The sequence below is a fragment of the Polaribacter sp. Q13 genome (assembly GCF_016858305.2).
Lineage (GTDB): Bacteria > Bacteroidota > Bacteroidia > Flavobacteriales > Flavobacteriaceae > Polaribacter.
Map to the genome: position 1 here is coordinate 2,839,192 of NZ_CP074436.1, position 25,855 is coordinate 2,865,046.

Genomic DNA, 25,855 nt, shown 5'->3' on the forward strand with positions numbered 1-25,855 from the left:
TCCTTAAAAGTTCTTCTTCTAAAGCAAAAACTAATAAATTTACATAAACATCTACCGTTTCTTTTATAGAAGATGAATCAATAATATCAATTGCACCTTTCTATATTAGTTCTCTTTCTTTTAAAAAACAGATGCAGTGTAACGAAGTTCCTGTATTGAAAATATTTAAATTTTTATAATATTCTAGATTGTAATAAATTTCTTGATGCACATAATAGTCATCCTTAAAACTTATATCTAAAGGTTTTCGTGTACACGGTTTTGTTTTCTATACCTATAATTCTTGTAAATAAAACAGCGTTAAATAACTAGTTGTCTAAATTTGTTCCACAATTCTTAACTCTTCTTTAAGTTGTTTTTTTAGCTTATGGCCATTTTATTCTACATCTATTATTCTTTTTTGTTTTTCTGTTTTATTGATTTTTTTTAAAATATTGTATAAATTTCGTTTCAATTCTCTGTGCTCTTTTAAATGATTTTTAAACAAAACAATTAAAGTTTTATGCTTGTTTTTATAACCTTGTTCTTTTTTAGGTTCATCTATTCCGTCTACTAAAACTTGCAGATTATTTTCATGTTCTTTCACCAATTTAATTAAGTCGTCATTGGTCTTTTTAGAGCTACTTAAAATTTCTATAATTTCTTTACTTTTAGCATAAGATTGAAAATCGATTAATTGAAGAGTATTCCATTTTACTAAATCTTCAAAAAAAAGATATTCATCATTTAAAAATTCTAATTCTAAAAGCCATTCTTTAGAGTCATTATGCATTTCTTCTGCACTTAACCACTCTATGAAACTAGTATTTACTTGTTTTATTTTCATGATAAAAAGTATTAAATTCAGATTTAAAATAGATTAGTGCTACTAAGTTACATTGAAAACAAAAAATATAAAATGATATACATCAGAGCGCTGCAAAATTACTAGTACTTATTGCTTTAAGGTACTTTCTAAATATTCGAATATTTTAATTTTAAAATTTGTACATTGAATAAAGAATTGATAGGTTTTCTTTTCTAAATCATCATGCGTTTTTATAAAAAAATTATCACAAAATAAATCTTCACATTCAAGTTTATTTGTAATTGAATTTGAATGTATTTCAATTTCTTTTAACAATGCTAAAGCTTCATTTTCTGTACTAGTTATATCTTTCTTAAACATCTCTAAATTTTCGAATAAATTTCTAGTATTTACTTTAAAGATAGAGGCTTCTAAAAGGTTTTTATAAAATTTATATTCTATAATTTCTTCTTTTAATCTCGTTTTATATTGCAGCATATTGTACTTCAATTCTTCTATAGATTTGTTTTCATTAAAACTTTTATAAATATTCTCTACGTCCATTTTATTTGAATTTAATTATATTACAATCTCTTCTACATTTTCTAATTTTGGAATAACTGCATTCCAATTATAAGTGTCTTTTATTTTCACTCTAAAAGCATCTAAAACCGTAGGTTCACCATGAATTAAAAATACCTTTTCTGGAACATTTTTAATGTTTTTCATCCAGTTTAATAAGTCTTGCTGATCTGCATGCGCAGACAAACTTTCTATGGTTTTAACAGCTGCTTTTACAGGATAATATTTGCCATAAAAACGAATTTCGTGCGCACCTTCTAACAGTTGTCTACCACGGGTTCCTTCTGCCTGATAGCCTACTAATAAAACAGTTGTAGAAGATTCATCTATCATTTGTTGCAAATAGGTTAGCACTCTACCGCCAGTTACCATACCGCTTCCTGCAATTATAATTTTAGACCTTTTATCATCTATAGTTTTCCATGTTTCTTTATAAGATTGTATAATATTTATATGATTACACATGGCATTATATTCTTCCATTGGTAATTTATGCCATTTAGGAAAACGTTTAAAAACATCTAGAACTCTGTTGCCCATTGGGCTATCTACAAATATTGGAATATTAGGAATCTTGTTTTCTTTGTATAACTTCCATAAGATATACATAAGGGTTTGTAGGCGTTCTACAGCAAAACTAGGAATGATCAAGTTTCCTTTCTTTTGAATAGTATCTTTAATAATGCCCGTTAATTTTTTTTCTACATCTTCTACCGGATGTAATTTATTACCATACGTGCTTTCTATAAATAAAAAATCTGCCCATTCTGGAGTTTTGGGTTCATCTAATAGATAATCATTACTTCTACCAATATCTCCAGAAAAGACAAAACGTTTTCCATTAATATCTAACTCTATAAAAGTGGCGCCAATAATATGACCATTATATTGAAAACGATAGGTAATATTTTCTGATAAAACAATCCACTTATTTTCAACTCCTACTTCAAATTGATGTATCGTTTTTTCGGCATCTCTAATCGTGTAAAATGGTAAAGCTGGTTTGTGAGAAGAATACTTCTCTTTGTTTGCTTTTTCTGCTTCTTCCTCATTAATTTTAGCACTGTCTTTTAATATAATTTCTGCAATAGACAAAGTAGGTGCTGTTCCAATAATTTTACCTGTAAAGCCCTGTTTTACCAATCTTGGTAAATAACCTACATGATCTAAATGACCATGTGTTAAAAGCACTACATCAATTTTACTTACATCTACAGGTAAATCTTTCCAGTTCAGTTCTCTTAGTTCTTTTAAACCTTGAAACATACCACAATCTATGAGTATATTTTTCTCTGAAGTTTCAATTAAAAATTTTGAGCCGGTGACTACACCTGCAGCTCCCAAAAATTTTATTTTAGCAAAATGTTTCATCTTTTAGTGATTTTTACTGTTACACAATTGCTTAATTTCATTTAGTATTCTATCTTTTCTAATCGTAGAAATACCTAAATGATCTAAGTAAAAAACGTCTTCTATTATTTCTCTACATAACACTATATTTCTATTTAATAAAAACTCTTTTTCTTTCTTGGTAAGCAATGTAGAAACGGTTATTGGATATAAACCTAAACGGTCTATTCTGTCTTTTAAACCATTTCCTTTAGGATAATCCCAACTTAATAAATACAAACCGCAACAGCTACCAAATTTTAATGCATCTTCTGTAAACCTTGTGTTTGTAACCACCCAACCTTCTGTTAATTTATGCCCTGTTTTGTTGTTTGCATTCCAATAGGCTTTTACATCTAAATACCTAGAATTAATATATAACGGAATCTTTACATTGCAATTAAAACCTTGTTGCCCATGAAACTTGCATTCTACAATAGTAGTTTCATTATTTTTATTGGCAATTACATCTATTTCATGGGTAACACATTTACCGTTTAATATGGTACCTACTTCTACACTATAGCCAGCATATTTTAAAACTGCTGCTACAAATCTTTCAAAGGGAAAACCTGTTGGGCCTAATTCGTAAATTGCTTTTTTTAATTTGTATTTAGATGCTAAACAACTTTTCTTCTTTTTAAGCAATGCAAATGCTCTATTGTAAATTTCTTTAGTTGAAATTCCTTGATACAATTCATCTCTTACTTTGTTTATAATCTGATTTACTACAGCATCTTCTGCACCTGTTCTTTTTAAAGAGGCACGTAGCTTATGGATAGAAAATTTTACTTTTTTGCCAGAATACTTTATGATATTTATGTCTGTATCATCCATCTTGTGAGCCTTCTTTAAAACGTATTCCAAATTCTCCAGAAATATTAAAATGTTCTATGTATTTGTTTTAAATACTTATGTTTCTTTTGTAATTTTATAAACAAGTGCTTTCCGTTTGTCTAAATAGACTCCCGTAGTTTTTATATTACATCTATTTAAGATTACTTTTTAAAGCTAGCTTAAAACCCTGAATTATACTATGATATATATCAGAATTAAAAAGTTGTCTTTTCTAAAGTTTAGAAAACTCTTTTTAATTCTGATATATCTTTTTTAATGGTGTTTCCTATTTAGTTTAGTGCTTCTTTTTTCCGGATGGTATTACTAAGAAAGGTACATTTAAATGAAAACCTATTTGACTAATTGTTGATTTAAAAAATAAATTTTCGAAAAAAGAATGCTTATTATTGATCATCACTAACAGATTAATTCGCATTTTTAATTGAAATTCAGAAATTGCTCCCGTTACACTTTGGTTGCTTACACTATGAAATATATGGGTAACATTTTTAAATAATTCGTCTAATTTTTGTTTATTTTCTTCTTGATTTTTAGATAAATCATCGCCATAAGTTGTGTTTAAAATATTAACTTTAGCAGTATTAGAAACCGCAATATCTACAATTTGTTTTACCTGTTTTTTATTAAAAGAAACTTCATAATCAGAAGGAAATAAAATTTCATCTGGAGCTTCAAAAGCAAAATTACTTGGTATTGCCAACACTGGGCATTTTGCATTTTTAATGATATGTACAGTATTAGATCCAAATAAAATTTCTGATAAACCCGTTGCTCCTTTGGTTCCCATTACAATAAGATCCATTACATGTTTGTCATGCAACTCTTCTATTTCACTTGTTAAAGTATTAAAAGAGGAAATTTTATGATATGTGTGATTGGGGTTTTTAAATTGACTTTCAATTTTTTTCTGAAGTTTATCAACCCCTTTCTCTGATGTATTTCTTACTACATCAATTAAATTAAACCTATCTACACCTGGGTTCATATACTCTACATCATAAATTATTGGTGTATAAGTATTCATTATAAAAAAATTACATTTTTCATCCTTAAATAATTGAATTGCATATTTAATTGCATTCCATGCATTATCGGAAAAATCTGTTGGTAAAAGTATATTTTTCATGATGTTTATTTTTAATAAAATTCTAAATTATGCATACTATTTTGTAACCCCAAAAAAGGGCTTTTTGTAGATAAACTTATTTATCTACATGGTTTTAAAATAGAATATGTTGCTTTTTAAGTATAAAATGAACCTCTAATTTTCTTAAGTTTTCCTTAGTAAAGGATTAATTATCTAAAGAAATATAGAGCACATCTATTGCAGAATTATTATCAGACTAAAAACAAGTCTTTATTAGTCTGATAATAATTTAACGGTACATTTATCTAACCTTACAGATAAGGTTTTGTAATTGCCTTTCTCTTTAGTAATTGCTTTTCTAAATCTGAAATGGTGTTTTTAACAGCAAGTTCATAATTTTTTTCATTAGAAGAAGCAAACAATCTTGGTCCTGGAACACTTAACTCCATTTCGCAAATAACGCCTTTATCTTTAGAGTCGTTTTCTTTTTTAAAAGACACATTTGCTTTTATAATTTTATCAAATTTTCTAACCAAACCATCTAGCTTTTTTTCGGTATAAGCTTCCATAGTTTCACTTGTAGACATGTTAACAAATTGAATATTTATTTTCATCTTTATGGTGTTTAAGTTAATAATAAAAATCTTGAAACAATCTATCCATAAGGCAAGAGGCCCTTTAGATAAATTAAATTATTATAATAGCGTACGCTATATTTAATAGATATAAACCTATTAGAAAAAGTAGTGTATATATTACTTGTACAAATTTAATGTTTACAAATTTTAACCAATTTATGGTTCGCTTCGGAAAAATAAAAAGAAACAACCCAATAAGTAATGAAGCCCATCCAATAAAAGTAATTATGAATTTCCAATTAGGCTCCCAAATATTATGAAGTAAAATATTTATCAATCCTATTATAATTGATAAAAAAGATAGAATAATCAAAAATTTTTGATCTTCTAAATCGTTAAAAATTTGTCTTATCCTTTTTGGATTAAAACTTAGTATAACGAAAAAAATAAGTAAGTAATACCCCCAAAACTTTGCTAAAAAAATTGAATTATCCATAACATATTGTTTTTATTCATGAAGTACTAAAAAAGGAACATCTGTATGATAACTTATTTCGGCTACCTTAGTATGAAATAATATTTGTTGAAAATAATTAAGATTTTTTGCTACCATAGCAATCATATCTATATTTCTACTATTTACAAAACATTGTACAGCATCTTCCACTTTTTTATTTGTTAAAAAATGAAAACTGTGTTTATAATTATAAAAATAATCTTCTAATAATTCTTTGCTTTTTTGTTGATCATCATTTAAAGCGGTAACTTTTTTACTAATATTTAAAACTCGTAAAGATGCTTTTTTCTCTTCTAAAATATCTATTATGGGTTGTAATAATTGTAAATCGTTAGATAATGAAAAATCTGTGGGAAACGCAATTTCTTCTATTTTATTAAATTTAGCATTTTCGGGTACCACTAAAGTTGTACATTTTACTTTTGTAATAACATCTCCTGTATTGCTACCTGTAATAAACCCAGCAAAACCACTGGCTCCTTTTGTTCCCATAACAATTACATCTACCTTTTTCTCTTGTACATGATGTCTAATAGATTCAATAAAAAAGTTAGAATCTGTTAAAGTGTAAAATTTATGGTTTTTATTCTTAAAGTTTAACGTTATTTTTTTTTGAAGGGCTTTTAATTGTTTTTTTGAACTTTCTACATTTACATCTACAAGAAGATCTTGGGCATTTTCATAAAGATAATCTTCCATTACAACGTCATTTAATCGATTAACATGTAATAGGTAAAAATTGCACATTGAGTGCTTATAAAAATTTAAAGCGTACTCAATTGCATTCCAAGAATTGTCTGAAAAATCTGTAGGGAGTAAAATAGTTTTCATTTAAATTCATCTTTTATCTAAAAGACAAATTTATTGCTAGAATGCATTTTAAAAAATGATATTGGTCATATAGACGCTAATTCATTTAATATCAACAAATATCTCTTAATTTTTCTAAGTCTAAAATTCTAATAGTTCTACCTTCAATTTCTATTAAACCTTGTTTTTTAAAGCTAGACATTGTTCTTATTAATGTCTCTGTAGCAATACCTGCAACACTTGCCAAATCGTTTCTAGAAATTTTAATTTGATCTTCTGGTTTTCTATTTAATTTTTCTGCAAACATTAAAATTGTCTTTGCCGTTTTTTTACTTACAGAGCTATACGCCATTTGTAAAAGTTGGTCTTTTACAACGGCTAAATCTTCTGTTAACAATTCTATTAACTCTAAAGTTACTTTATGGTTTTTATTTAAAACACTGGTTAATGTTTTTTTAGAAATCCCAACCAGTTCTGTTTTCTGAATTGCGGTGGCAGATTCTTGATACGCTAAATTTTGAGAAAAAGAGGTATACCCAAACAAATCATCTTCTTTATACAGCGCTGTTGTAAGTTGTTTACCTTGCTCATCTAGCTTATGACATTTTATAAGTCCGCTATTTATTAAGTAAATGTAATTAGAGTTATTACCTTCTTTATAAATTGTTGCATCTTTAGCAAAAAGAAAGGTTTCTCCATTATCTTCAAAATAATTTTTTAAATCATTAAGGCTTCTAATGTCATCTTTTTCTTCTTTTACTGCTAGTTTTGTTTCTCTACGATCTTTTAAAATAGCCGCTTTTGCAAGTCTACTTTCTATTGCATTTATAAGTTCATCTTCACTAAAAGGCTTGGTTATATAATCATCTGCACCTAAATCCATTCCTTTTCTTACATCTATTCTTTCTGTTTTTGCAGATAAAAATATAAAAGGGATGTGTTGTGTTTTTTCGTTATTGGTTAAAGCTTCTAATACACCATAACCATCTAGTTCTGGCATCATAATATCACAAACAACAATGTCTGGCACTATTTTTTTTGCTAGTTGTACCCCTATTTTACCATTAGAAGCATTTATAACTTCATAGTTAGATAATTCTAAAAGTTCTGACGTGTTTTCTCTTAAAACTACATCATCTTCAATTAATAGTATTTTTCTCATATTGCCTTATTAATAATCTTCATTGTAAAAGTAGATCCAATATTTTCTTCACTTTCAAAAGTAATAGTTCCTCCTAAATTGTTTAAATGACTTTTAATAATATTTAATCCAATTCCTGTTCCTTCTGTAAGTAAAGCGTTTTCTGCCCTAAAATAACGATTAAATATATTTTTCTGATCTGCTTTTGGAATGCCAATACCATTGTCTATAATTTTAATAGTGGTAGTGGTTTTATCTTGCCTTATTTCTATATTTATTTCTGTATTTTCTGGAGAATATTTAATAGCATTGTTTATTAAATTAGTCAACGCTAATGCCACTGTTTTTTCATCTTGAGTTAAAGATATTTCATCTATATCTTCTGGATATTTAATTCTTTGCCCTTCTTTTAAAAGCATATTTGCATTATAAATTACCTCATCTACTACCTTACTTAGTTTAAAAGTATGAAATTTGTAATTTATTTTACCTGAATCTAATATTTCTATTGATAAAAAATCATTTAAAATATTATTTAAATAATGAACTTTATTGGTTATGGTTTCTAAATGCTTGTCTCTTTTTTCTTGCTGTTCTGCTAATTTGTATTTACCCAACAACATGGTAGAGGTTAAAATACCACTTAAAGGTGTTTTAAATTCATGAGAAACTAACGATAAAAATTTGGTTTTTAATTCGTTCAGTTCTTTTTCCTTTTTTAAAGCTGCCTTAATTTGGTTTTCGGCTTCTATTCTCTTATGGTTTTCGGCATCTAATTCAATATTTACCTCCTTTAATTCATGAACCGTTTTACTTAATTCTTTGGTTCTTTCACAAACCTTTTTTTCTAGCTCTTCATTTAATTTATAGATTTCTTCTTCTTGCTGTTTTCTCACAGAAATATCTATAACTAAAGCCATAACAAATGTTTCTCCATAAATTTCAAACGGATTTAAACCTGCTTCTAACGGAAATACATCTCCATTTTTTCTAACGCCATACAAATCTCTCCCATTACCCATCTGTCTTTTTTCTTTATTATTCATAAAACCCTTAAAATGAGCCCCATGACCAGCATGATAATTACGTGGTATTAAAATATTTAAGGCCTTTCCTACAAGTTCTCTAGGGTTGTAGCCAAACATTTTTTCTACAGATGTATTTACAGAAACTATATTTTGTTTATCATTTACAACTACAACCCCCTCAGAGACGGCTTCAAAAAGTACATTAAAAATATCTTGCTCTTTATTTAGCATTTTAGTAATAAATTATCAAATTAAACAAAAAATAAAAATACTAAATTTTAGATTGAAATTATAGCATTTACTGACTATTATCATAATTTTATGACACATAATTTTATAATTTTACTTTTATTCATAAATTACTGATTATGAAACCTTCACAAAACACTATTATTTCTTTTTATGAAAATCTTGGAAAATTATTCTTTGCAATTGCTGCTGCAGATAATGTTGTAGAAGAAGTAGAGTTTAATGTTTTAAAAGAAATTGTAAAAAAGAAATGGACAAAAGTAGACCCAGTTGATGATGATTTTCATTCTGATGCTGCCTATCAAATTGAAACTGTTTTCGATTGGTTAAACAATGAAAGTTTTTTGAATTCTGAAACTTGTTATAATGAGTTTATCGACTTTAAAAAAGAACATCCTTCTTTGTTTACAAAAGATATTAACAGTCTTATAATGAAAACAGCAAGTAAAATAGCTGCTTCTGTTGCAGATATAAATAAATCGGAATTAATGTTGGTTGCAAGACTAAGTATTGAATTAAAAAAAACATAAAAATAGATGTGAAAAAATTAACTCTTATATTTTGGCTTATAGTAGCTATTACTTCATGCACTAGTAAAGAAGAAAAAATAGTGCCAGTATATAAAAGTATTACAGAATCTGTTTATACTTCTGTTACTATTCAGCCAGATAGTTTATATCAAGTTTACGCATCTGTAGCTGGTATTTTAGAAAAAAACTTAGTAGAAGAAAATCAGGTAATATCTAAAGGAACGGCTATAGTACAAGTAGTTAATAACGCACCTAAACTAAATACCGAAAATGCTAAATTATCTTTAACATTAGCAAAAGAAAATTACAACGGAAATGCAGCAATTCTAAAAGGTCTTAAAGATGAAATTGTTGCGGCTAAAATTAAATTTAGAAATGATTCTATCAATTTTGTAAGACAACAAAATCTATGGAATCAAAAAATAGGTTCTAAAGTAGCATACGATACAAAAAAACTAAATTATGAGTTATCTTTAAATGATTTACAACTCATAAAAAACAACTACAACAGAACAGAAAGTCAATTATTAAATACTGTAAAACAAGCAGAAAACAATTATAAATCTTCCTTAATTAACACCAAAGATTTTAGAGTAAAAAGTAGCATAACCGGAAAAGTATACGCACTTTTTAAAGAACCAGGAGAAACTGTAACTATTACAGCACCTGTGGCTACCATTGGTAGTGCAACTAATTTTATAATAGAAATGTTGGTAGATGAAGTAGATATAGTAAAAATAAGCAAAAACCAAAAAGTAATTATTAATTTAGATGCTTATAATGGGCGTATTTTTACAGGGAAAGTCTCTAAAATTTATCCTCTAAAAGACTCCAGAAACCAAACTTTTAAGGTAGAAGCATTGTTTGATAAAGCTCCTGAAAAATTGTATCCAGGTCTTTCTGGTGAAGCAAATATTATCATCAATAAAAAAGATTCTGTACTTACCATACCTAAGGAATATCTTGCAGATTTTAACAAAGTAAAAACAGACGATGGCTTGGTAGATATTAGTATAGGTCTGCAAAATATGGAGTTTATAGAGGTGCTTTCTGGAATCTCAAAAAACACCAAAATTTACAAACCAGAATAATGGTAAAATGGCCCATCATACTAAATATTGCAAAAACACATTTGCTCTCTAAATTTAAGCAATCTACTATTGCTGCTTTGGGAGTTACTTTTGGCATAGCATCCTACATTACTTTGGTTAGTTTTATGACGGGTTTAAATAATGTTTTAGATGATTTAATTCTAAATCAAACACCTCATATTCATATTTATAATGAAATAGAACCCTCTAAACAACAACCTATTTCTTTATTTGATAGTTATAAGAATAGTTTTAATGTTGTACACTCTATTAAACCAAAATTAAATCAGAAAAAAATACATAATGCATTGCCTATTATTAAGTATTTAAATAACCTTAAAGATGTTAAAGGAGCCATTTCTCAAATAAAAACAAATATATTCTACATCTCAGGATCTATAGAGCTTGGTGGAAACATAACAGGAATAAATCCATTAGAAGAAGCAAGGCTTTTTAATTTTAAAGATTATGTAATTAAAGGTTCTCCAAAGGATTTAAAAAATACAGAAAATAGTATTATAATTGGCTCTGGAGTTGCCAAAAAGATGTCATTATCCATTGGAGAAAGAGTTCAAATTAGTACCATAAAAGGCGATGTTTTTCCTTTAAAAATTGTTGGTATTTATCAAAGTGGAAGTACAGAGATAGATGCTATACAAAGCTTTACAAATATTAAAACAGTACAAACCATTTTAGGAGAAGCTAAAAACTATGTTACAGATATTAATGTAAAATTATACAATATAGAAAAGGCACTCCCTCTTGCTAAAAATATTGAACAACAATTTAACCTAAAAGCAGTAGATATTAATACTGCAAACGCACAATTTGAAACAGGTACTTCTATAAGAAATTTAATAACCTATGCGGTTTCTTTTACGTTGTTAATTGTAGCCGGTTTTGGAATTTATAACATTTTAAATATGCTTATTTATGAAAAAATGAATGACATTGCTATTCTAAAAGCAGTTGGTTTCTCGGGTAAAGATGTACAAATGATTTTTATGAGTCAGGCAATGATTATAGGAATCGTAGGTGGTGTTCTTGGGTTACTTTTAGGACTTCTATTCACTAATATTATTCATACAATTCCCTATAAAACAGTAGCTTTACCAAGGCTAAAAACATATCCAATAGATTTTAATATTTGGTATTACTTTATAGGAATTGTATTTGCCATCGTATCCACTTTTTTTGCAGGTTACTTACCTTCTCAAAAAGCAAAAAAAATAGATCCCGTTAAAATTATAAGAGGCCAGTAAAATGAATACAATTTTAGAAGCAAAAAATATTAATAAATTTTTTAAAAAGCCTGTATCTTTTCATGTATTAAAAGATATTAATTTTAAAATTAAAAAAGGTGAGTTTGCTTCTATAGTAGGGAAATCTGGTTGTGGTAAATCTACATTATTGTATATTTTATCTACTATGGATACAGATTATGAAGGAGAATTATATATAAACAACCAATTAATTTCTGGAGACAAAAAAGACAAATTAGCACATATTAGAAACAAACATATTGGTTTTGTTTTTCAATTTCATTATTTATTATCAGAATTTTCTGTGCTAGAAAATGTAATGCTTCCTGCTAAAAAATTAGGAGAAAAATCTTTTCCAGAAATAGCGCAGGATGCAATGTTAAAATTAAAGATGTTAAACATAGAGCATCTAGCTCAAAAAAAAGCATCACAAATATCTGGAGGTGAAAAACAACGAGTTGCCATTGCAAGGGCTCTAATTAATAACCCTTCTATAATTATGGGAGATGAGCCTACCGGAAATTTAGATAGTCATAACTCTGATAATGTTTTTAACATTTTTAGACGATTAAGTAACGAACAAGGTTTGTCTTTACTTATTGTAACACATGATGAGGATTTTGCAAAAAAAACAGATAGAATTATTACCATGGAAGATGGCAGAATAATAAGTTAATTTTTTTAAGAACTGACAATTCTCATTTTATTTTAAATTTAATTTTAATATCTTTATTGATGCTCTTATAACATAAAAAAACTAACAAATGGCCTTTGTAGATTATTACAAAATATTAGGAATTACTAAAAGTGCTTCTGAAGCTGATATTAAAAAAGCCTACAGAAAATTAGCACGAAAACACCATCCAGATTTAAATCCGAATGATAAAACTGCCGAGAAAAACTTTAAAGACATTAATGAAGCCAATGAAGTTTTAAGCAACAAAGAAAATCGTAAGAAATACGACACCTATGGAGAACATTGGCAAAACGGAGAGGCTTACGAACAAGAAAAACAAAGACAACAAGAGCATCAAAGAAGATCTCAAAGTAGTCAAGGTGGGTATTCTCAAGAAGATTTTTCTGATATTTTTGGAGACATGTTTAGCGGTGGTGGGGCTTCTGGAAGAAGAACAAGTGCAAAATATAGAGGACAAGATTATAATTCTGAAATTCAATTAAACTTAAAAGATGTTTACAAAACCCAAAAACAAGTAATTACTGTTAACGGTAAAAACATTAGAATTACAATTCCGGCTGGTGTAGAAAACGGTCAGAACATCAAAATAAAAGGACACGGAGGAAAAGGTGTAAATGGTGGCCCAAATGGAGATTTATACATTCAGTTTTCTATTCTAAATAACACCAAATTTAAACGAGACAAAGACAATCTTTATATTGATGTTGATTTAGATTTATACACCGCATTACTAGGTGGTGATTTAATGGTTGATACTTTTGATGGTAAAGTAAAATTAACCATTAAACCAGAAACAGCAAACGGAACCAAAGTAAAACTGAAAGGAAAAGGATTTCCTAAATATAGAAAAGAAGGTCAGTTTGGAGATTTATACATTACCTATCAACTTAAAATACCTACTAAATTAAACGAAAAAGAAATAGAATTAATTAAAGAATTACAAAAACAACGCTAAATATGGAAACTCAAAATTTAATATCTATTCAGCAATTTTGTGAGCATTACAGCATACCTACAGCTTTTATAAACGAATTAAAAGAGTATGAATTAATAGAGGTTATTGCAGAAAATGATGATAACTATATTAAAATTACGCAAATAACAGAAGTAGAAAAAATGATTCGGTTGCATTATGATTTAAACATAAATCTAGAAGGGGTTGATGCAATTTATAACTTATTAAACCAAGTAGATTCTTTAAAAAAAGAAATAAATAATTTGCAAAACAAACTTAACTTTTATGAAAATGAATAAAATGCTAAAATAATTTCTGATAAAAAACTTCTGATTATTTATACTTTTATGCTTAGTTATCTTAGGCTATCAAAAGATTATAGTACTTCTAATTTAAAATAAGAAATAACACAAATCATGGAGAACTGATTTATATCATGTTTTATATATCTGATTTTAACTAGCTTAGTTATCTGTTTTAACCAAAACTTAGCATCATGATAACAAATTTAAACGATTCTGAATGTAAAAACCTATTAGCAAATAATTATATAGGTCAATTAGGATATATTTATATCGATAGACCTTTTGTTGTACCAATGACCTATTTTTTTGAAAAGGAAGACATTATTATTGGTTATTCTGAAGATGGACATAAAACAAAATCAATGAGAGATAATAGAAAAGTTTCTCTATTAGTTTCAGAAAAAACAGATAGCAACGTTTGTAATTCTGTATTAGTTCACGGATTTTATGAAGAGTTATCTGGTTCTGAGGCAAAGAAAGATTTACATGAGTTTTCTGCAGGAATTAAAGAACTTATTTTAAAAAAAGAACATAAAGAAGTAAATTGTATTGGAGATTTTTCACACAAAAAAGAAACCAAAAATACAACCATCGTATTTAGAATAAGAATAGATGATCTGACAGGAAAAAAGATTACGTACTAGACTATTTATGCTGAAAACCTAATTCGGTTTTATAAGATGGTACCTCCCATTTTATCATCTCTTTTAAGAATTCATCAACTTTTTCAATAATAAGTTTTGCTGTAATTTCTGTTGGGTTAAAAATTCCTAGTTCTATATTATTATTTTCTATTGGTAGTTGCTCTACATAAGGCAAAAGAACCATTATATATACATCTCCACTATAAGATTGTGAAAAAACCAATGCTCCTCCTTGTATAAATTGATAAGCAGGAATCTTGTTTGTACAATCAATAAGATCAGACGGAAAAGAATCAAATATAATATTTACAGCTTCATTGTTATGAATCCAATTAAGTTCTTGAACCTTCCAACCAATATTATAGCTTTTAGCAGTATTCCTTAAGGTGTTTAAGATTAACTTTTTAGTAGTACTTTCCCATAGCGTTTTTTTATCAACAACCGTTTTAATAGATGCTTTATAATCATTAACGCGCTCTTCTAAATGTTCTATTTTCATAATAATCCATTTTAAATTCTTAAGTAAAAGAAGTTAAAAATATATCAAATTACAATGATATTCATCAGCAAGTTTTATGTATGATAAATATCATTTCATTTCCTTATAATAAATATTAACTTAGTATCATAGTGATTCTAAATCATTGAAAATGAAACATAAAATAAATTTTCAGATCCTTTTATTGCTACTAATATACTTTCATATTGGCAATATAAATGCAGTTCCTTTTTTACAAATAAGAGCTAGTTTCTCAAATAATATTGCTCCTAAAAAAATAACTATCAAAAAAAATATCACTGTAGAAAACTACTTTCAATTTATAGATTCTCTTGTCATAAAATACGATACTTTAACCACATATAAACTAACAGAACACTTGTTGGTAAGAGCAAATCCTTGGATAATTAATACTCTAAAAAACACGGATTACTATCTAATGAAAGTAAAAGATTCTTTTGTTTACAATCAAAAGAAAATGGTTGTTTTAAAAAAGGGAAATCAACTAATAATACCAGATTCTATAAAGGCCAAAGAGATATACAATTCATTTACCAACACAAGGATAGATATAAACATCCCCGAGTATAAGCTTAGAATTTTTGAAAACGATAAAGAGCTTTATAGTTTTCCCGTTCGGGTTGGTAGAAATGAAAAAAAATATCTAAAAATGGCTGGTAGAATTTTAGATTTAAGAACAAAAACAGGTAAAGGAAAAATTGTGGGGTATGAACGGTTTCCAGATTTCTACAACCCTGCTAATGGACATAGATATTATGTAACCAACAGAGATGATAAAAAGGTTACAAAATTGCCTCAAGTGCCATTTATAGAAACTGAAATTAATGGTTTACGCTACGGACAATTAATACACACAACAACCAACCCAAAAACGTTGGGTAAAGCCTATTCTAACGGTTGTATTGGCGCTAAAGAAGCAGATATTTGGGTTATTTATTATTATGCTCCCATAAACACTAAAATTAACATTAGATATAATTTAAACATAAAAGATTCTATCAGCGGAAAAAATATAATATTAAAAGACATTTACGGCTATTCTAAAAAATAAAAAAAGCATTGATAACTAAATCAATGCTTTTTTTATATAAAATTTACTGAATTTATTTAGCTCCTAAAAGCAATAATTCATTCACCATAATTTCTGTAATATATCTTTTTTCTCCTTCTTTGGTATCATAAGATCTGTTTGTTAGTTTTCCTTCAACCGCTATTTCTTTTCCTTTGCTTACATAGTTTTCTACCACATTAACCAAACCACCAGTAATAACAATATTGTGCCAATAAGCACGCTCTATTTTATTACCTGCTTTGTCTTTGTAACTATCATCTGTAGCCATAGAAAATTTGGCCATTTTGTTACCATCTTTAAAAGTTACTATTTCTGGGTCTTGACCCAATCTACCAATTAATTGTACTTTGTTTCTTAACGTATTCATAAGATAAGTTTTTAAACACCTCGACCATGCTCAGTGCAAGTTTATAATTTGTTTTTGTCAATTCGTTTTGACTCTGCAAAGTTGCGACACCATTGCAATTTTATTCGGTTACAAAACAATTACTTTCGGTTGTAATTACTTGTAGTCGTTTGTAAACGGATAAATATCACTACATTTACCTTATGAAATTTCATTTAGAAACAGAAAGATTACTTCTTAGAGAGCTTAGAGCAACCGATTTAGAAGGAATGTTTGCGTTAGATTCTAATCCAAGTGTTCATAAATATTTAGGAAACAAGCCTATTAACACTAGAGAAGAAGCACAAAGAAGAATTCAATTTGTTAAAGAACAATATATAGAAAACGGTATTGGCAGGTTTGCTGCAATAGAAAAATCTTCAGGTAATTTTATAGGCTGGTCTGGTTTAAAATTAAATAAAGGAGAAAAAGAAAGTTTAAATGGTTTTCAAGATTTTATTGATATTGGCTATCGATTCATTCCTAAATATTGGCGAAAAGGATATGGTTTAGAATCTGCAATTGCTTGTTTAGAATATGGTTTTAATACCCTGAATTTAGACATTATTTATGGTGCTGCAGAAACAGGGAATATTGGTTCTAACAAAATTTTACAAAGTATTGGTTTGCAATTTGTAAATAAATTTGAAGAACATAATGAGCAAGTAAATTGGTACGAACTAAAGAAAGTTAATTATGGAAAGTAGAAAGTGTTTAGAATGTAATGAAATTGTAAAAGGTAGAATTGATAAAAAATTCTGTTCAGATTATTGTAGAAATGCGTATAACAATCGCGTAAATAAAGACAGTAAAAACCTCATCAGAAATATAAACAATCGACTAAGAAAAAATTACAAAATTTTATCTGAATTAAATACAACCGGTAAAACAAAAGTTACTAGAACCAAATTATATGATAAAGGTTTCGATTTTCAGTTCTTTACCTCTATTTACAAAACCAAAACTGGTAATACTTATTTTTATATTTATAATGAAGGTTATTTAGCTTTAGATAATGAACTGTTTTTATTGATTAGAAAAGAATAAAACTACACATTAATTGCAACTTATACTTATCTAAAATTCTATAAAAATGGCATTAGTTACAGATTTCGACTCCTTTATAATTCCGCTTATATTTGTTGTATTAGTTGGTCTTATTATATTTATAACGTATTTTTTTAGTACAAAACAAAAAATTATAAGAACACTTTCTAAACTACCTATTAAACAAATTGGAAGTTTAAAAAATAACCAATTCACAAGATTTACGGGAAAAGCTTTACATATAAAAGAACCTTTAATTGCTCCTTTTAGCAAAAGAAAATGTGTGTTTTATGTAATAAAAATTGAACAGAAAAAAAGTAGTGGAAAAAATAACCATTGGAGAACGATTGTAAATGAAGAAAAAGTGCAAGATTTTTTCATAGAAAAAAACAGTGATTTTGCCATGGTAAGACTACATCAAAACCCCAAAAACTATACGTGTCATTTAGTGGTTGATAAAAAAGTAAATTCAGGTACTTTTAATGCACCAACTTCAGAATTTAACGCATTATTAAAACAGTATGATATTAAAAGTGAAAACTTTTTTGGTTTCAATAAATCTTTAAGATATTCTGAAGCAATTATAGAAATTGGAGAACAAATTACCGTTGCAGGTATTGCAAAATGGAAAAGTTTAAAAGAACCTATAGCAGGCTATTCGTATTCTAAAATAGCCGAACTAGAAAGTTCTGATAAACAAAAATTAATTATTACAGATTTACCAAATATTAAATCTAAAAAAAGAGTTTAACTATTCCAAGTATTTCCTTTTACACTTATTGCAGCTTTTAACACATCAGTCTGACTAATTTGCCCAATTAATTTACCATTTTCTACCACAGGAAACCTTCTTCTGTGAGAACTAATAAACTTAAAAGCAGCATCAAAAATATTCATATCTTTATCAATGGTATCAACATCTGTAACCATATATTTCCCTACTGTATTATTAACATCAGATGGCATGTTGTAATATTTACTTTCAGAGATATGCTTAATACAATCTGTTTCAGAAATAATACCAATTAAGTCGTTTTTGTCATTAACAACAGGACCTCCAGAGATTTTATAGGTAATTAATTGAGTAATTACATGATCTAAAGTATCCTCAGCTTTAAAAGTTATCAATTTTTTAGTCATATAATCAGATACCAAAATTTGAGATTCTTCTTTTCCTTGACTTGTATCTCTTTTTCCTTGAAAGCTTTTAATTGCCATAATAATTTAGTTTTTAGTTCATTTAAATGTACTGTTTTTTATCTTTTATGCAACCTTTACACCAAGTTTTTTTTTATTTCTTACATTTATAGAAACATATTTATCAAATAATCAAATGAAAGCCTTTTCTTCTCTTGTTTCTGTTCTTATAATTCTTGGAGTTATTGTTTGGAGTTTTTCTGATTTAAAACCCACTTTTTCTCCAGAAAAAATCGAGTCTAAAACTGAATTCTCTATAAATAATGCACTTTATCATTTAAAGAATATTAGTAAAGAAACTCATTATACGGGTTCTAAAAATCATAAAGAAGTTCAGCATTATATTGTAAATGAACTACAGAAAATGGGATTGGAAACTGAAATTCAAACCCAAACAGCCATAAATAAAAAATGGTTTGCAGCAACTACTGCAGAAAATATATTGGCAAGAATTAAAGGATCTGAAAACGGTAAAGCCTTAATGCTTTTAACGCATTACGATTCTAATCCGCATTCCTCTTTGGGTGCAAGTGATGCGGGTTCTGGAGTAGTTACTATTTTAGAGGGAATTAGAGTATTCTTAGAAAAAAACAAACAACACAAAAACGATATTATCATTCTTATTTCTGATGCTGAAGAACTGGGTTTATTAGGTGCACAGGCTTTTGTTGATACACATCCTTGGACCAACGATATTGGTTTGGTGTTAAATTTTGAAGCACGCGGAAGTGGTGGCCCAAGCTATATGTTGATGGAAACGAATGGAAAAAACAGCAAGTTATTGTCAGAATTTATGGCTGCAAAACCAAATTATCCTGCAGCAAATTCTTTAATGTACAGCATCTATAAAAAATTACCAAACGATACCGATTTAACCGTTTTTAGAGAAAATGCAGATATAAATGGATTCAATTTTGCCTTTATAGGCGATCATTTCGATTACCATACAGCACAAGATTCTTACGACCGTTTAGATAGAGAAACACTTTTGCATCAAGCAGATTACTTTACATCTACTGTAAATTATTTTTCAAATTCAGATTTAACCAATTTAAATTCTGATGAAGATTTTGTCTATGTAAATTTTCCGTTTGTAAAATTAGCATCCTACCCTTTCTCCTGGGGTTCTAACATGTTAATCGGTGCAATTCTCATTTTTTTACTTTTACTTTTCTTCGGATTTAAAAAAAGAAAACTCTCTTTAAAAGGAATTTTAAAAGGTTTTGGAATCTTTATTTTGGCTGTTATCCTGTGCGGAGGGATTTCTTTTGGTCTATGGAAGTTATTATTAATCATTCACCCTCAATATAAAGACATTTTACACGGTTTTACCTATAATGGATATCAATACATCACTGCGTTTGTGTTTTTGAATTTATGGGTCTTATTTAAAGTCAATAAATTTATTTATAAACACGAAAAGTCAACAGATTTAATAATTGGTCCAATTGTAATTTGGCTCGTTATTAATTGCTTTATCAATGCCTATTTAAAAGGTGCAGGTTTTTTTATCATTCCGGTGTTTGCTGCATTGGTTATTTTGGCAATTGCTATTTTTATGAATTTGGAAGAAAAAGCAAAACGTATATTATTCACTATTATATCAATTCCTACTATTTATATTTTTGCGCCATTAATTAAAATGTTTCCGGTTGGCTTAGGGTTAAAAATATTGTTTGTTTCCGGAGTTTTAATCGCCTTAGTTTTTGGGTTGATGATTTTTACTTTTCATCAAAAGAAAACTTTTTGGATGCAGAAAGTAGTTGGTTTATGCGCTATTATCTTCTTTGTACTCGCAACCTATAATAGTGGTTTTTCTGTTGATAAAAAGAAACCGAATAGCCTTGTTTACATTCAGAATTCTGATGATAAAACTGCCTTTTTTGCCACGTATGATACAAACTTAGATTCATACACAAAACAAATTTTCGACAAAAATGCCACAGAAGGAAGTATTGCCAATGCAGAAACCAAAAGTAAATACAATACACGCTTTACATATCATAAAAAAACCGAATTCAAAAATATTCCTTCGGCTTATGTAGAAACAGAGTTAGATACTGTTATTGGCAATAAACGTTTTGTAGAAATCACAATATCATCTAATAGAAAAGTGAATAAATTTGAGTTTATCACTAAAAATAAATTGAAGTTACACCAGTTTAAAGTAAACGATGTTTTGGTGAATGACGGGAAAATTTATGAAATAAAAAACGGTACTTTTTTAATTTACCATTTAGCAAATCAAGATAAAGAAGTTACGTTGTCTTTTAGTGTTTTAAACGAGGATAAATTAGATATTATTCTAAATGAAATTTCTTACGATTTATTAGAAAACGATCATTTTACTATTACACCAAGAACAGAAGAAATGATGCCAATCCCTTTTGTAACCAATGATGCTATTATTATTTCTAAAAAATTGAAGTTGTAAGAGATTATTGCAAAGGCGTAAAGTATTGTGTATGCCATTATTTTAATGATTTACAAATAGCTGACAAACAAGTTTAGCCCTGATTGAAACGGCATCCTTTTTAATGCCTATTAAACAAGTAAAGTCTATTCTAATAAAGAGATTGCCTCAGTTTACAAAAAAGTAAACTTCGCAATGACTCATTAAAAAGATATAGTGAAAAGCAGGAATAGCTTCTAAAAAACATTCTAACCCTTTCATTTTATGCAAAAAAAAAGCATCTTGAAAATATCAAGATGCTTTTTTTATATATAAAATAATACTATTTAGTCTATTTCAGAAACTCTTAATGTATTTACCATTCCTTTAGCCTCCACTGGCATAGAAGTTAAGTTAATCATTAAATCTCCTACTGAAACGATACCACTTTCTTTCGTTATTTTGTTAATATCTACAACAGTATCATCTGTACTTAAATGTTTATCGTAAAAGAACGCTCTAACACCCCAAAGTAAATTAACTTTTGATAAAATTCTTCTTTCTGAAGAAAATACCAATATTTCTGCTTTCGGTCTCCAAGCTGAAATTTGAAAAGCAGTATATCCACTTCTTGTTAAAGTAGAAATAGCTTTTGCATCTATATTATCTGCCATTAATGCTGCATGATGACAAACAGATTTTGTTATAAATCTATTTGTTCTAATATGTGGTGCTTCATGTGGTACTTTAATCATGCTAGAGTTTTCTACTGCTCTAATGATTTCAGACATTTTCTGAATTACTTTTAAAGGATGTTTCCCTACAGAAGTTTCACCAGATAACATTACAGCATCTGCTCCGTCCATAATTGAATTGGCAACATCATTTACTTCTGCTCTTGTTGGAACAGGATTATCAATCATTGTTTCCATCATTTGAGTTGCAATAATTACAGGAATTCTTGCTCTCTTAGCACGTCTTACTAATTTTTTCTGAATTAATGGAACGTCTTGCATAGGAATTTCTACTCCTAAATCTCCACGAGCAACCATTAAACCATCACAATAAGGAATTAATGCGTCTATATTTGCAACTGCTTCTGGTTTTTCTATTTTAGCAATAACTGGTACTCTATAATCTGAATGTTCATCAATTAAATCGCGTAACATTCTTAAATCTTCTGGAGTTCTTACAAAAGAAAGTGCCATCCAATCTACCTTTAAGCCTAAAGCAAAAACGGCATCTTCTTTATCTTTTTCTGTTAAAGCAGGTAAAGAAATAGCTGTGTTTGGTAAGTTTACTCCTTTTTTAGAATTTAAAGGTCCCCCAACTATAACTTTTACAACAACTTCTTTGTCTTTATCTGTAGAAACTACTTCAAAACGTAATTTACCATCATCTACCATAATGTTTTCTCCAACTTTTACGTCTTTAGGAAAACGTTGGTAGGTCATAAATGCTTTTTTGTTGTTACCAATACACTTTTCTGTAGTAAAGGTAAAAAGGTCTCCATCATTTAAAATTACACCATCTTCCATAACTCCTACACGAAGTTTTGGCCCTTGTAAATCTGCTAAAATAGCAACATTGAATCCTTCTTCTTTATTAATTTCTCTAATTCTTTTTACATTCAGTTTTACAACATCATAATCTGCGTGCGAAAAATTAATTCTAAAGACATTGACACCTGCAATTGCCAACTCTTTCATCTTTTCTTTGGTGTCTATTGCTGGACCTAAGGTTGCAACTATTTTTGTTTTTTTGTATTCTATCATGTTTAAAATATTAAAAAGTCTTTAGACTTTAGGGTGTTTTTATCAATTGAAAATGCTGTAATTACATTGTCAATATTTTTTATACTATTTATTGTTTTCAAAACAAATTCATATTCTAAATCTCCACAAATTTTTAAAAAGAAATCTACTTTTTTCTTTTCCGGAATTAAATATGTTTTTGTTTCTAATGTTAGTAATAACTGATTAGCTGCTGTTTGGTTTTCTCGTCTATAACTATTTGCTATTAAAAACCAATCGTAATCATATTCTTTATTTTCATAATTATATATAGAAAAAGAGGCTTTCTTTTCTTCTATCACAAACTCTAAATTCTCTTTTGCTTTATAAAACCTAGTATTTAGGTTTTTATTTAATAAGTAGGCAAGTTTATAATCTTCTAAAGTAGAATGGATTCCTATTAAAGAATATTCTTCTTCGCAAAAATCGTCCATTTCTAAAGCGTGTACTTGCATAGATTATAAGTAATACTTGTATTATGAAAGGGCTAAATTACTAATTGTTTAGGACATTACCTTTAATTTTAACGAAAACGTTATCGTGGGCTAACTTAAATCAATTTGGTTTTGAAACGCAAAATACACTCTTTTAGCGGCTTGCTCTTCTGCTTTTTTCTTAGAAGTGGCTCTTCCTTTAGCTATTTGCTCTCCGTCTATACTTATCTTTACACTAAAGTGCTTAATAGCTTCGTTACCAGAATCTTCATAAGTATCAAAAGTGTACTTTTTCTTTTGTTTTTGGCACCACTCTATAATAAGACCTTTGTAGCTCGTTATTTTTCCTTCTAGTTTTTCAATATCAACATAAGGAACAATTACATTTTCGAAAATAAATTTTTGACAAGTATTGTAGTTTTTATCTAAATAAATAGCGCCTACTAATGCTTCAAAAATATTACCATGAATATTATCACCAACGTTAGATTGGTCTATATTACTTTTTACAAAACGTATTAAGTTTAGGTCTTTACCTAATTCATTTAAATGCTCTCTACTTACAATTTTAGAGCGCATTTGTGTAAGATAACCTTCACTTCCTGAAGGTACTTTTTTATATAAATAAGATGCAATTACAGAGCCCAATATAGAATCTCCTAAAAATTCTAAACGTTCGTAATTAATAGGCAATCCTTTACCGTCTAGCATTTGCACAGATCTATGTGTAAATGCTTTTTTGTATGTATTTATTCTTCTAGGTGAAAAATTGAGTAATTTTTTTAATTCGTAGTACAATTGTGTATCCTCTTCGTTGAGAGGCTTTACTATTTTACGAATAAAATTCATAGGGTATTATTATTCATCTAATTTTCTAAATGCAACGCATGCATTATGTCCACCAAAACCAAAGGTATTACTCATAGAAACTTTAATGTCTCTCTTTTGAGCTTTATTTAAGGTTAAGTTTAATTCTGGATTGATATTTTCATCTACATTAACATGATTAATTGTTGGTGGCACAATACTATGTTTCATTGCTAAAATTGCAGCAATAGACTCTATAGCTCCCGCAGCACCTAACAAGTGACCTGTCATAGATTTTGTAGAATTAATATTAATGTTTTTGGCATGATCACCAAAAACCTCCGAAATTGCTTTTAATTCTGCAACATCTCCTAAAGGTGTAGAAGTACCATGGGTATTAATATGGTCTACATCTTCTGGTTTAATTCCTGAATTTTCTAAACAATTATTCATAACAGCAATTACCCCAATTCCTTCTGGGTGAGGTGCAGTCATGTGATACGCATCAGAAGACATTCCGCCTCCAATAACCTCAGCATAAATTTTTGCTCCTCTTGCTTTTGCGTGTTCGTAACTTTCTAAAACCAAAGCACCTGCTCCTTCACCTAATACAAAACCATCACGTTCTGCATCAAAAGGTCTAGACGCTGTTTCTGGGCTTTCATTTCTTGTAGATAAGGCGTGCATGGCATTAAAACCACCAACACCAGAAATTACAACTGCAGCTTCAGAGCCACCAGTTACAATTACATCACAAGTTCCTAAACGAATATAATTTAAAGCATCTATCATTGCGTTAGCAGATGATGCACATGCAGAAACTGTAGTATAATTTGGCCCCATAAATCCATTCTTAATAGAAATGTTTCCTGGTGCAATATCTGCAATCATTTTTGGAATAAAGAAAGGATTAAACCTTGGTGTACCGTCTCCAGCTCCAAAATTTATAGCTTCGTTTTGAAAAGTTTCTAAGCCTCCAATTCCTGCTCCCCAAATTACACCAACGCGTAATTTGTTTAATTTTTCTAAATCAAAATTTGCATCTGCAATTGCTTCGTCTGAAGCTACCATTGCATACTGCGTAAATCGATCCATTTTACGTGCGTCCTTTCTATTAATAAAGTCCGTTACCTCGAAATTCTTTAATTCACATGCAAAACGAGTTTTGAACTTGGCAGCATCAAAACCTTTAATAGGTGCCGCCCCGCTAACTCCGTTAACTAAAGCATTCCAATATTCTTCAATATTATTACCAATTGGCGTTAGTGCGCCAAGTCCAGTGACTACAACTCGTTTTAACTGCATATAAATTTACTTTTTTGCTTCTTCAATATAGCTAACTGCTTGACCTACTGTTCCGATGTTCTCTGCTTGATCATCTGGTATTTGAATATCAAATTCTTTTTCGAATTCCATGATTAATTCAACAGTATCTAAAGAATCTGCTCCTAAATCGTTTGTGAAGCTAGCTTCTGTTGTTACTTCGTTATCGTCTACTCCTAATTTGTCTACGATAATAGCTTTTACTCTTGATGCAATGTCTGACATAATTTTGTGTTTTTTAAAATTTTAATCGTGGCAAAAATACGAATCTTAACAATTAAAACTAATTTTTGCCGCAAAAATGATTCTTAAAAGTAAAGAAAAATATTTAATCTTCACTTAAAATAATCTATTTGTTAATAATTATTCTTTTTT

At 28.5% G+C, this 25,855-nt stretch carries 29 protein-coding genes; 12 read left to right on the forward strand and 17 right to left on the reverse strand.

Features of this window, described 5'->3' with window-relative positions; all coding sequences use genetic code 11:
• Positions 1-376 precede the first annotated feature (376 nt).
• The 9 genes from JOP69_RS11800 to JOP69_RS11840 all read right to left on the reverse strand — a co-directional run bounded on the left by JOP69_RS11800 (position 377) and on the right by JOP69_RS11840 (position 9,008).
• Entirely contained in the window at positions 377-826 is a 450-nt protein-coding gene (locus JOP69_RS11800) for a hypothetical protein (RefSeq protein ID WP_203392791.1), read from the reverse strand.
• A gap of 108 nt (positions 827-934) precedes the next feature.
• Positions 935-1,351 (reverse strand): hypothetical protein, encoded by a 417-nt coding sequence (locus JOP69_RS11805; RefSeq protein ID WP_203392792.1) that lies wholly within the window; start codon positions 1,349-1,351, stop codon positions 935-937.
• A gap of 15 nt (positions 1,352-1,366) precedes the next feature.
• Entirely contained in the window at positions 1,367-2,740 is a 1,374-nt protein-coding gene (locus tag JOP69_RS11810; RefSeq protein WP_203392793.1) for an MBL fold metallo-hydrolase RNA specificity domain-containing protein, read from the reverse strand.
• A 3-nt stretch (positions 2,741-2,743) separates the two neighbouring features.
• Entirely contained in the window at positions 2,744-3,595 is an 852-nt protein-coding gene (locus JOP69_RS11815) for a restriction endonuclease (protein ID WP_203392794.1), read from the reverse strand.
• A gap of 295 nt (positions 3,596-3,890) precedes the next feature.
• Positions 3,891-4,742, reverse strand: coding sequence for a universal stress protein (locus JOP69_RS11820; RefSeq protein ID WP_203392795.1), 852 nt, complete (start codon positions 4,740-4,742; stop codon positions 3,891-3,893).
• 272 nt (positions 4,743-5,014) lie between these two features.
• Positions 5,015-5,317 carry a ribosome-associated translation inhibitor RaiA gene (gene raiA / locus JOP69_RS11825; protein WP_203392796.1) on the reverse strand — a complete coding sequence of 101 codons (303 nt, stop codon included), beginning with the start codon at positions 5,315-5,317 and terminating at the stop codon, positions 5,015-5,017.
• 472 nt (positions 5,318-5,789) lie between these two features.
• Positions 5,790-6,629, reverse strand: coding sequence for a universal stress protein (locus JOP69_RS11830; RefSeq protein ID WP_203392797.1), 840 nt, complete (start codon positions 6,627-6,629; stop codon positions 5,790-5,792).
• A gap of 91 nt (positions 6,630-6,720) precedes the next feature.
• Positions 6,721-7,770, reverse strand: a complete 1,050-nt coding sequence (locus tag JOP69_RS11835; RefSeq protein WP_203392798.1) for a response regulator — start codon at positions 7,768-7,770, stop codon at positions 6,721-6,723.
• A complete protein-coding gene (locus JOP69_RS11840; RefSeq protein WP_203392799.1) occupies positions 7,767-9,008 on the reverse strand; it encodes a PAS domain-containing sensor histidine kinase in 1,242 nt (413 codons plus the stop codon). The genes JOP69_RS11835 and JOP69_RS11840 overlap by 4 nt, the downstream gene beginning before the upstream one ends.
• Positions 9,009-9,145: 137 nt before the next feature.
• Between JOP69_RS11840 and JOP69_RS11845 the strand changes: the two genes are divergently transcribed.
• The 7 genes from JOP69_RS11845 to JOP69_RS11875 all read left to right on the forward strand — a co-directional run bounded on the left by JOP69_RS11845 (position 9,146) and on the right by JOP69_RS11875 (position 14,510).
• The gene (locus JOP69_RS11845) at positions 9,146-9,556 is read left to right on the forward strand and encodes a hypothetical protein (RefSeq protein ID WP_203392800.1); all 411 of its coding nucleotides are present in this window, start codon (positions 9,146-9,148) and stop codon (positions 9,554-9,556) included.
• Between the two features lie 8 nt (positions 9,557-9,564).
• Positions 9,565-10,647: an efflux RND transporter periplasmic adaptor subunit gene (locus JOP69_RS11850; RefSeq protein ID WP_203392801.1), complete on the forward strand. Its 1,083-nt coding sequence runs from the start codon at positions 9,565-9,567 to the stop codon at positions 10,645-10,647.
• Entirely contained in the window at positions 10,647-11,909 is a 1,263-nt protein-coding gene (locus tag JOP69_RS11855; protein ID WP_203392802.1) for an FtsX-like permease family protein, read from the forward strand. The genes JOP69_RS11850 and JOP69_RS11855 overlap by 1 nt, the downstream gene beginning before the upstream one ends.
• Position 11,910: 1 nt before the next feature.
• The gene (locus JOP69_RS11860) at positions 11,911-12,585 is read left to right on the forward strand and encodes an ABC transporter ATP-binding protein (RefSeq protein ID WP_203392803.1); all 675 of its coding nucleotides are present in this window, start codon (positions 11,911-11,913) and stop codon (positions 12,583-12,585) included.
• 88 nt (positions 12,586-12,673) lie between these two features.
• Positions 12,674-13,561, forward strand: coding sequence for a DnaJ C-terminal domain-containing protein (locus JOP69_RS11865; RefSeq protein WP_203392804.1), 888 nt, complete (start codon positions 12,674-12,676; stop codon positions 13,559-13,561).
• A gap of 2 nt (positions 13,562-13,563) precedes the next feature.
• Positions 13,564-13,860 carry a chaperone modulator CbpM gene (locus tag JOP69_RS11870; RefSeq protein WP_203392805.1) on the forward strand — a complete coding sequence of 99 codons (297 nt, stop codon included), beginning with the start codon at positions 13,564-13,566 and terminating at the stop codon, positions 13,858-13,860.
• Positions 13,861-14,057: 197 nt separating this feature from the next.
• Positions 14,058-14,510, forward strand: a complete 453-nt coding sequence (locus JOP69_RS11875; RefSeq protein ID WP_203392806.1) for a pyridoxamine 5'-phosphate oxidase family protein — start codon at positions 14,058-14,060, stop codon at positions 14,508-14,510.
• 1 nt (position 14,511) lies between these two features.
• On the opposite strand, the gene JOP69_RS11880 is transcribed toward JOP69_RS11875, so the two are convergent.
• Positions 14,512-15,009 carry a hypothetical protein gene (locus JOP69_RS11880; protein ID WP_203392807.1) on the reverse strand — a complete coding sequence of 166 codons (498 nt, stop codon included), beginning with the start codon at positions 15,007-15,009 and terminating at the stop codon, positions 14,512-14,514.
• A 151-nt stretch (positions 15,010-15,160) separates the two neighbouring features.
• On the opposite strand from JOP69_RS11880, the gene JOP69_RS11885 reads away from it, so the two are divergent.
• Positions 15,161-16,081 (forward strand): L,D-transpeptidase, encoded by a 921-nt coding sequence (locus tag JOP69_RS11885; RefSeq protein ID WP_203392808.1) that lies wholly within the window; start codon positions 15,161-15,163, stop codon positions 16,079-16,081.
• A 52-nt stretch (positions 16,082-16,133) separates the two neighbouring features.
• On the opposite strand, the gene JOP69_RS11890 is transcribed toward JOP69_RS11885, so the two are convergent.
• Positions 16,134-16,469, reverse strand: coding sequence for a single-stranded DNA-binding protein (locus JOP69_RS11890; RefSeq protein WP_203392809.1), 336 nt, complete (start codon positions 16,467-16,469; stop codon positions 16,134-16,136).
• Between the two features lie 182 nt (positions 16,470-16,651).
• On the opposite strand from JOP69_RS11890, the gene JOP69_RS11895 reads away from it, so the two are divergent.
• From JOP69_RS11895 to JOP69_RS11905, 3 genes are read left to right on the forward strand one after another with little or no spacing between them, the layout of a single operon-like run.
• Positions 16,652-17,194, forward strand: a complete 543-nt coding sequence (locus JOP69_RS11895) for a GNAT family N-acetyltransferase (protein WP_203392810.1) — start codon at positions 16,652-16,654, stop codon at positions 17,192-17,194.
• Positions 17,184-17,534 (forward strand): hypothetical protein, encoded by a 351-nt coding sequence (locus tag JOP69_RS11900; RefSeq protein ID WP_203392811.1) that lies wholly within the window; start codon positions 17,184-17,186, stop codon positions 17,532-17,534. Before JOP69_RS11895 ends, JOP69_RS11900 begins: the two co-directional genes overlap by 11 nt.
• 46 nt (positions 17,535-17,580) lie before the next feature.
• On the forward strand, positions 17,581-18,285 hold the full coding sequence (locus JOP69_RS11905; RefSeq protein WP_203392812.1) for a GIDE domain-containing protein: 705 nt from the start codon (positions 17,581-17,583) through the stop codon (positions 18,283-18,285).
• On the opposite strand, the gene JOP69_RS11910 is transcribed toward JOP69_RS11905, so the two are convergent.
• Positions 18,282-18,752, reverse strand: a complete 471-nt coding sequence (locus JOP69_RS11910) for a CBS domain-containing protein (protein WP_203392813.1) — start codon at positions 18,750-18,752, stop codon at positions 18,282-18,284. The genes JOP69_RS11905 and JOP69_RS11910 overlap by 4 nt on opposite strands.
• A gap of 115 nt (positions 18,753-18,867) precedes the next feature.
• Between JOP69_RS11910 and JOP69_RS11915 the strand changes: the two genes are divergently transcribed.
• Positions 18,868-21,165 (forward strand): M28 family peptidase, encoded by a 2,298-nt coding sequence (locus tag JOP69_RS11915; RefSeq protein ID WP_203392814.1) that lies wholly within the window; start codon positions 18,868-18,870, stop codon positions 21,163-21,165.
• Positions 21,166-21,470: 305 nt separating this feature from the next.
• On the opposite strand, the gene pyk is transcribed toward JOP69_RS11915, so the two are convergent.
• The 5 genes from pyk to JOP69_RS11940 form a co-directional block, all read right to left on the reverse strand.
• Complete coding sequence (pyk, locus tag JOP69_RS11920; RefSeq protein WP_203392815.1) at positions 21,471-22,898, reverse strand: pyruvate kinase; 1,428 nt, start codon at positions 22,896-22,898, stop codon at positions 21,471-21,473.
• Between the two features lie 2 nt (positions 22,899-22,900).
• Positions 22,901-23,371, reverse strand: a complete 471-nt coding sequence (locus tag JOP69_RS11925; protein ID WP_203392816.1) for an IPExxxVDY family protein — start codon at positions 23,369-23,371, stop codon at positions 22,901-22,903.
• Positions 23,372-23,461: 90 nt separating this feature from the next.
• Positions 23,462-24,199, reverse strand: a complete 738-nt coding sequence (rnc, locus tag JOP69_RS11930) for a ribonuclease III (protein WP_203392817.1) — start codon at positions 24,197-24,199, stop codon at positions 23,462-23,464.
• A gap of 9 nt (positions 24,200-24,208) precedes the next feature.
• Positions 24,209-25,462: a beta-ketoacyl-ACP synthase II gene (gene fabF / locus JOP69_RS11935; protein ID WP_203392818.1), complete on the reverse strand. Its 1,254-nt coding sequence runs from the start codon at positions 25,460-25,462 to the stop codon at positions 24,209-24,211.
• A gap of 6 nt (positions 25,463-25,468) precedes the next feature.
• A complete protein-coding gene (locus JOP69_RS11940) occupies positions 25,469-25,705 on the reverse strand; it encodes an acyl carrier protein (RefSeq protein ID WP_004569249.1) in 237 nt (78 codons plus the stop codon).
• Positions 25,706-25,855: the final 150 nt, after the last annotated feature.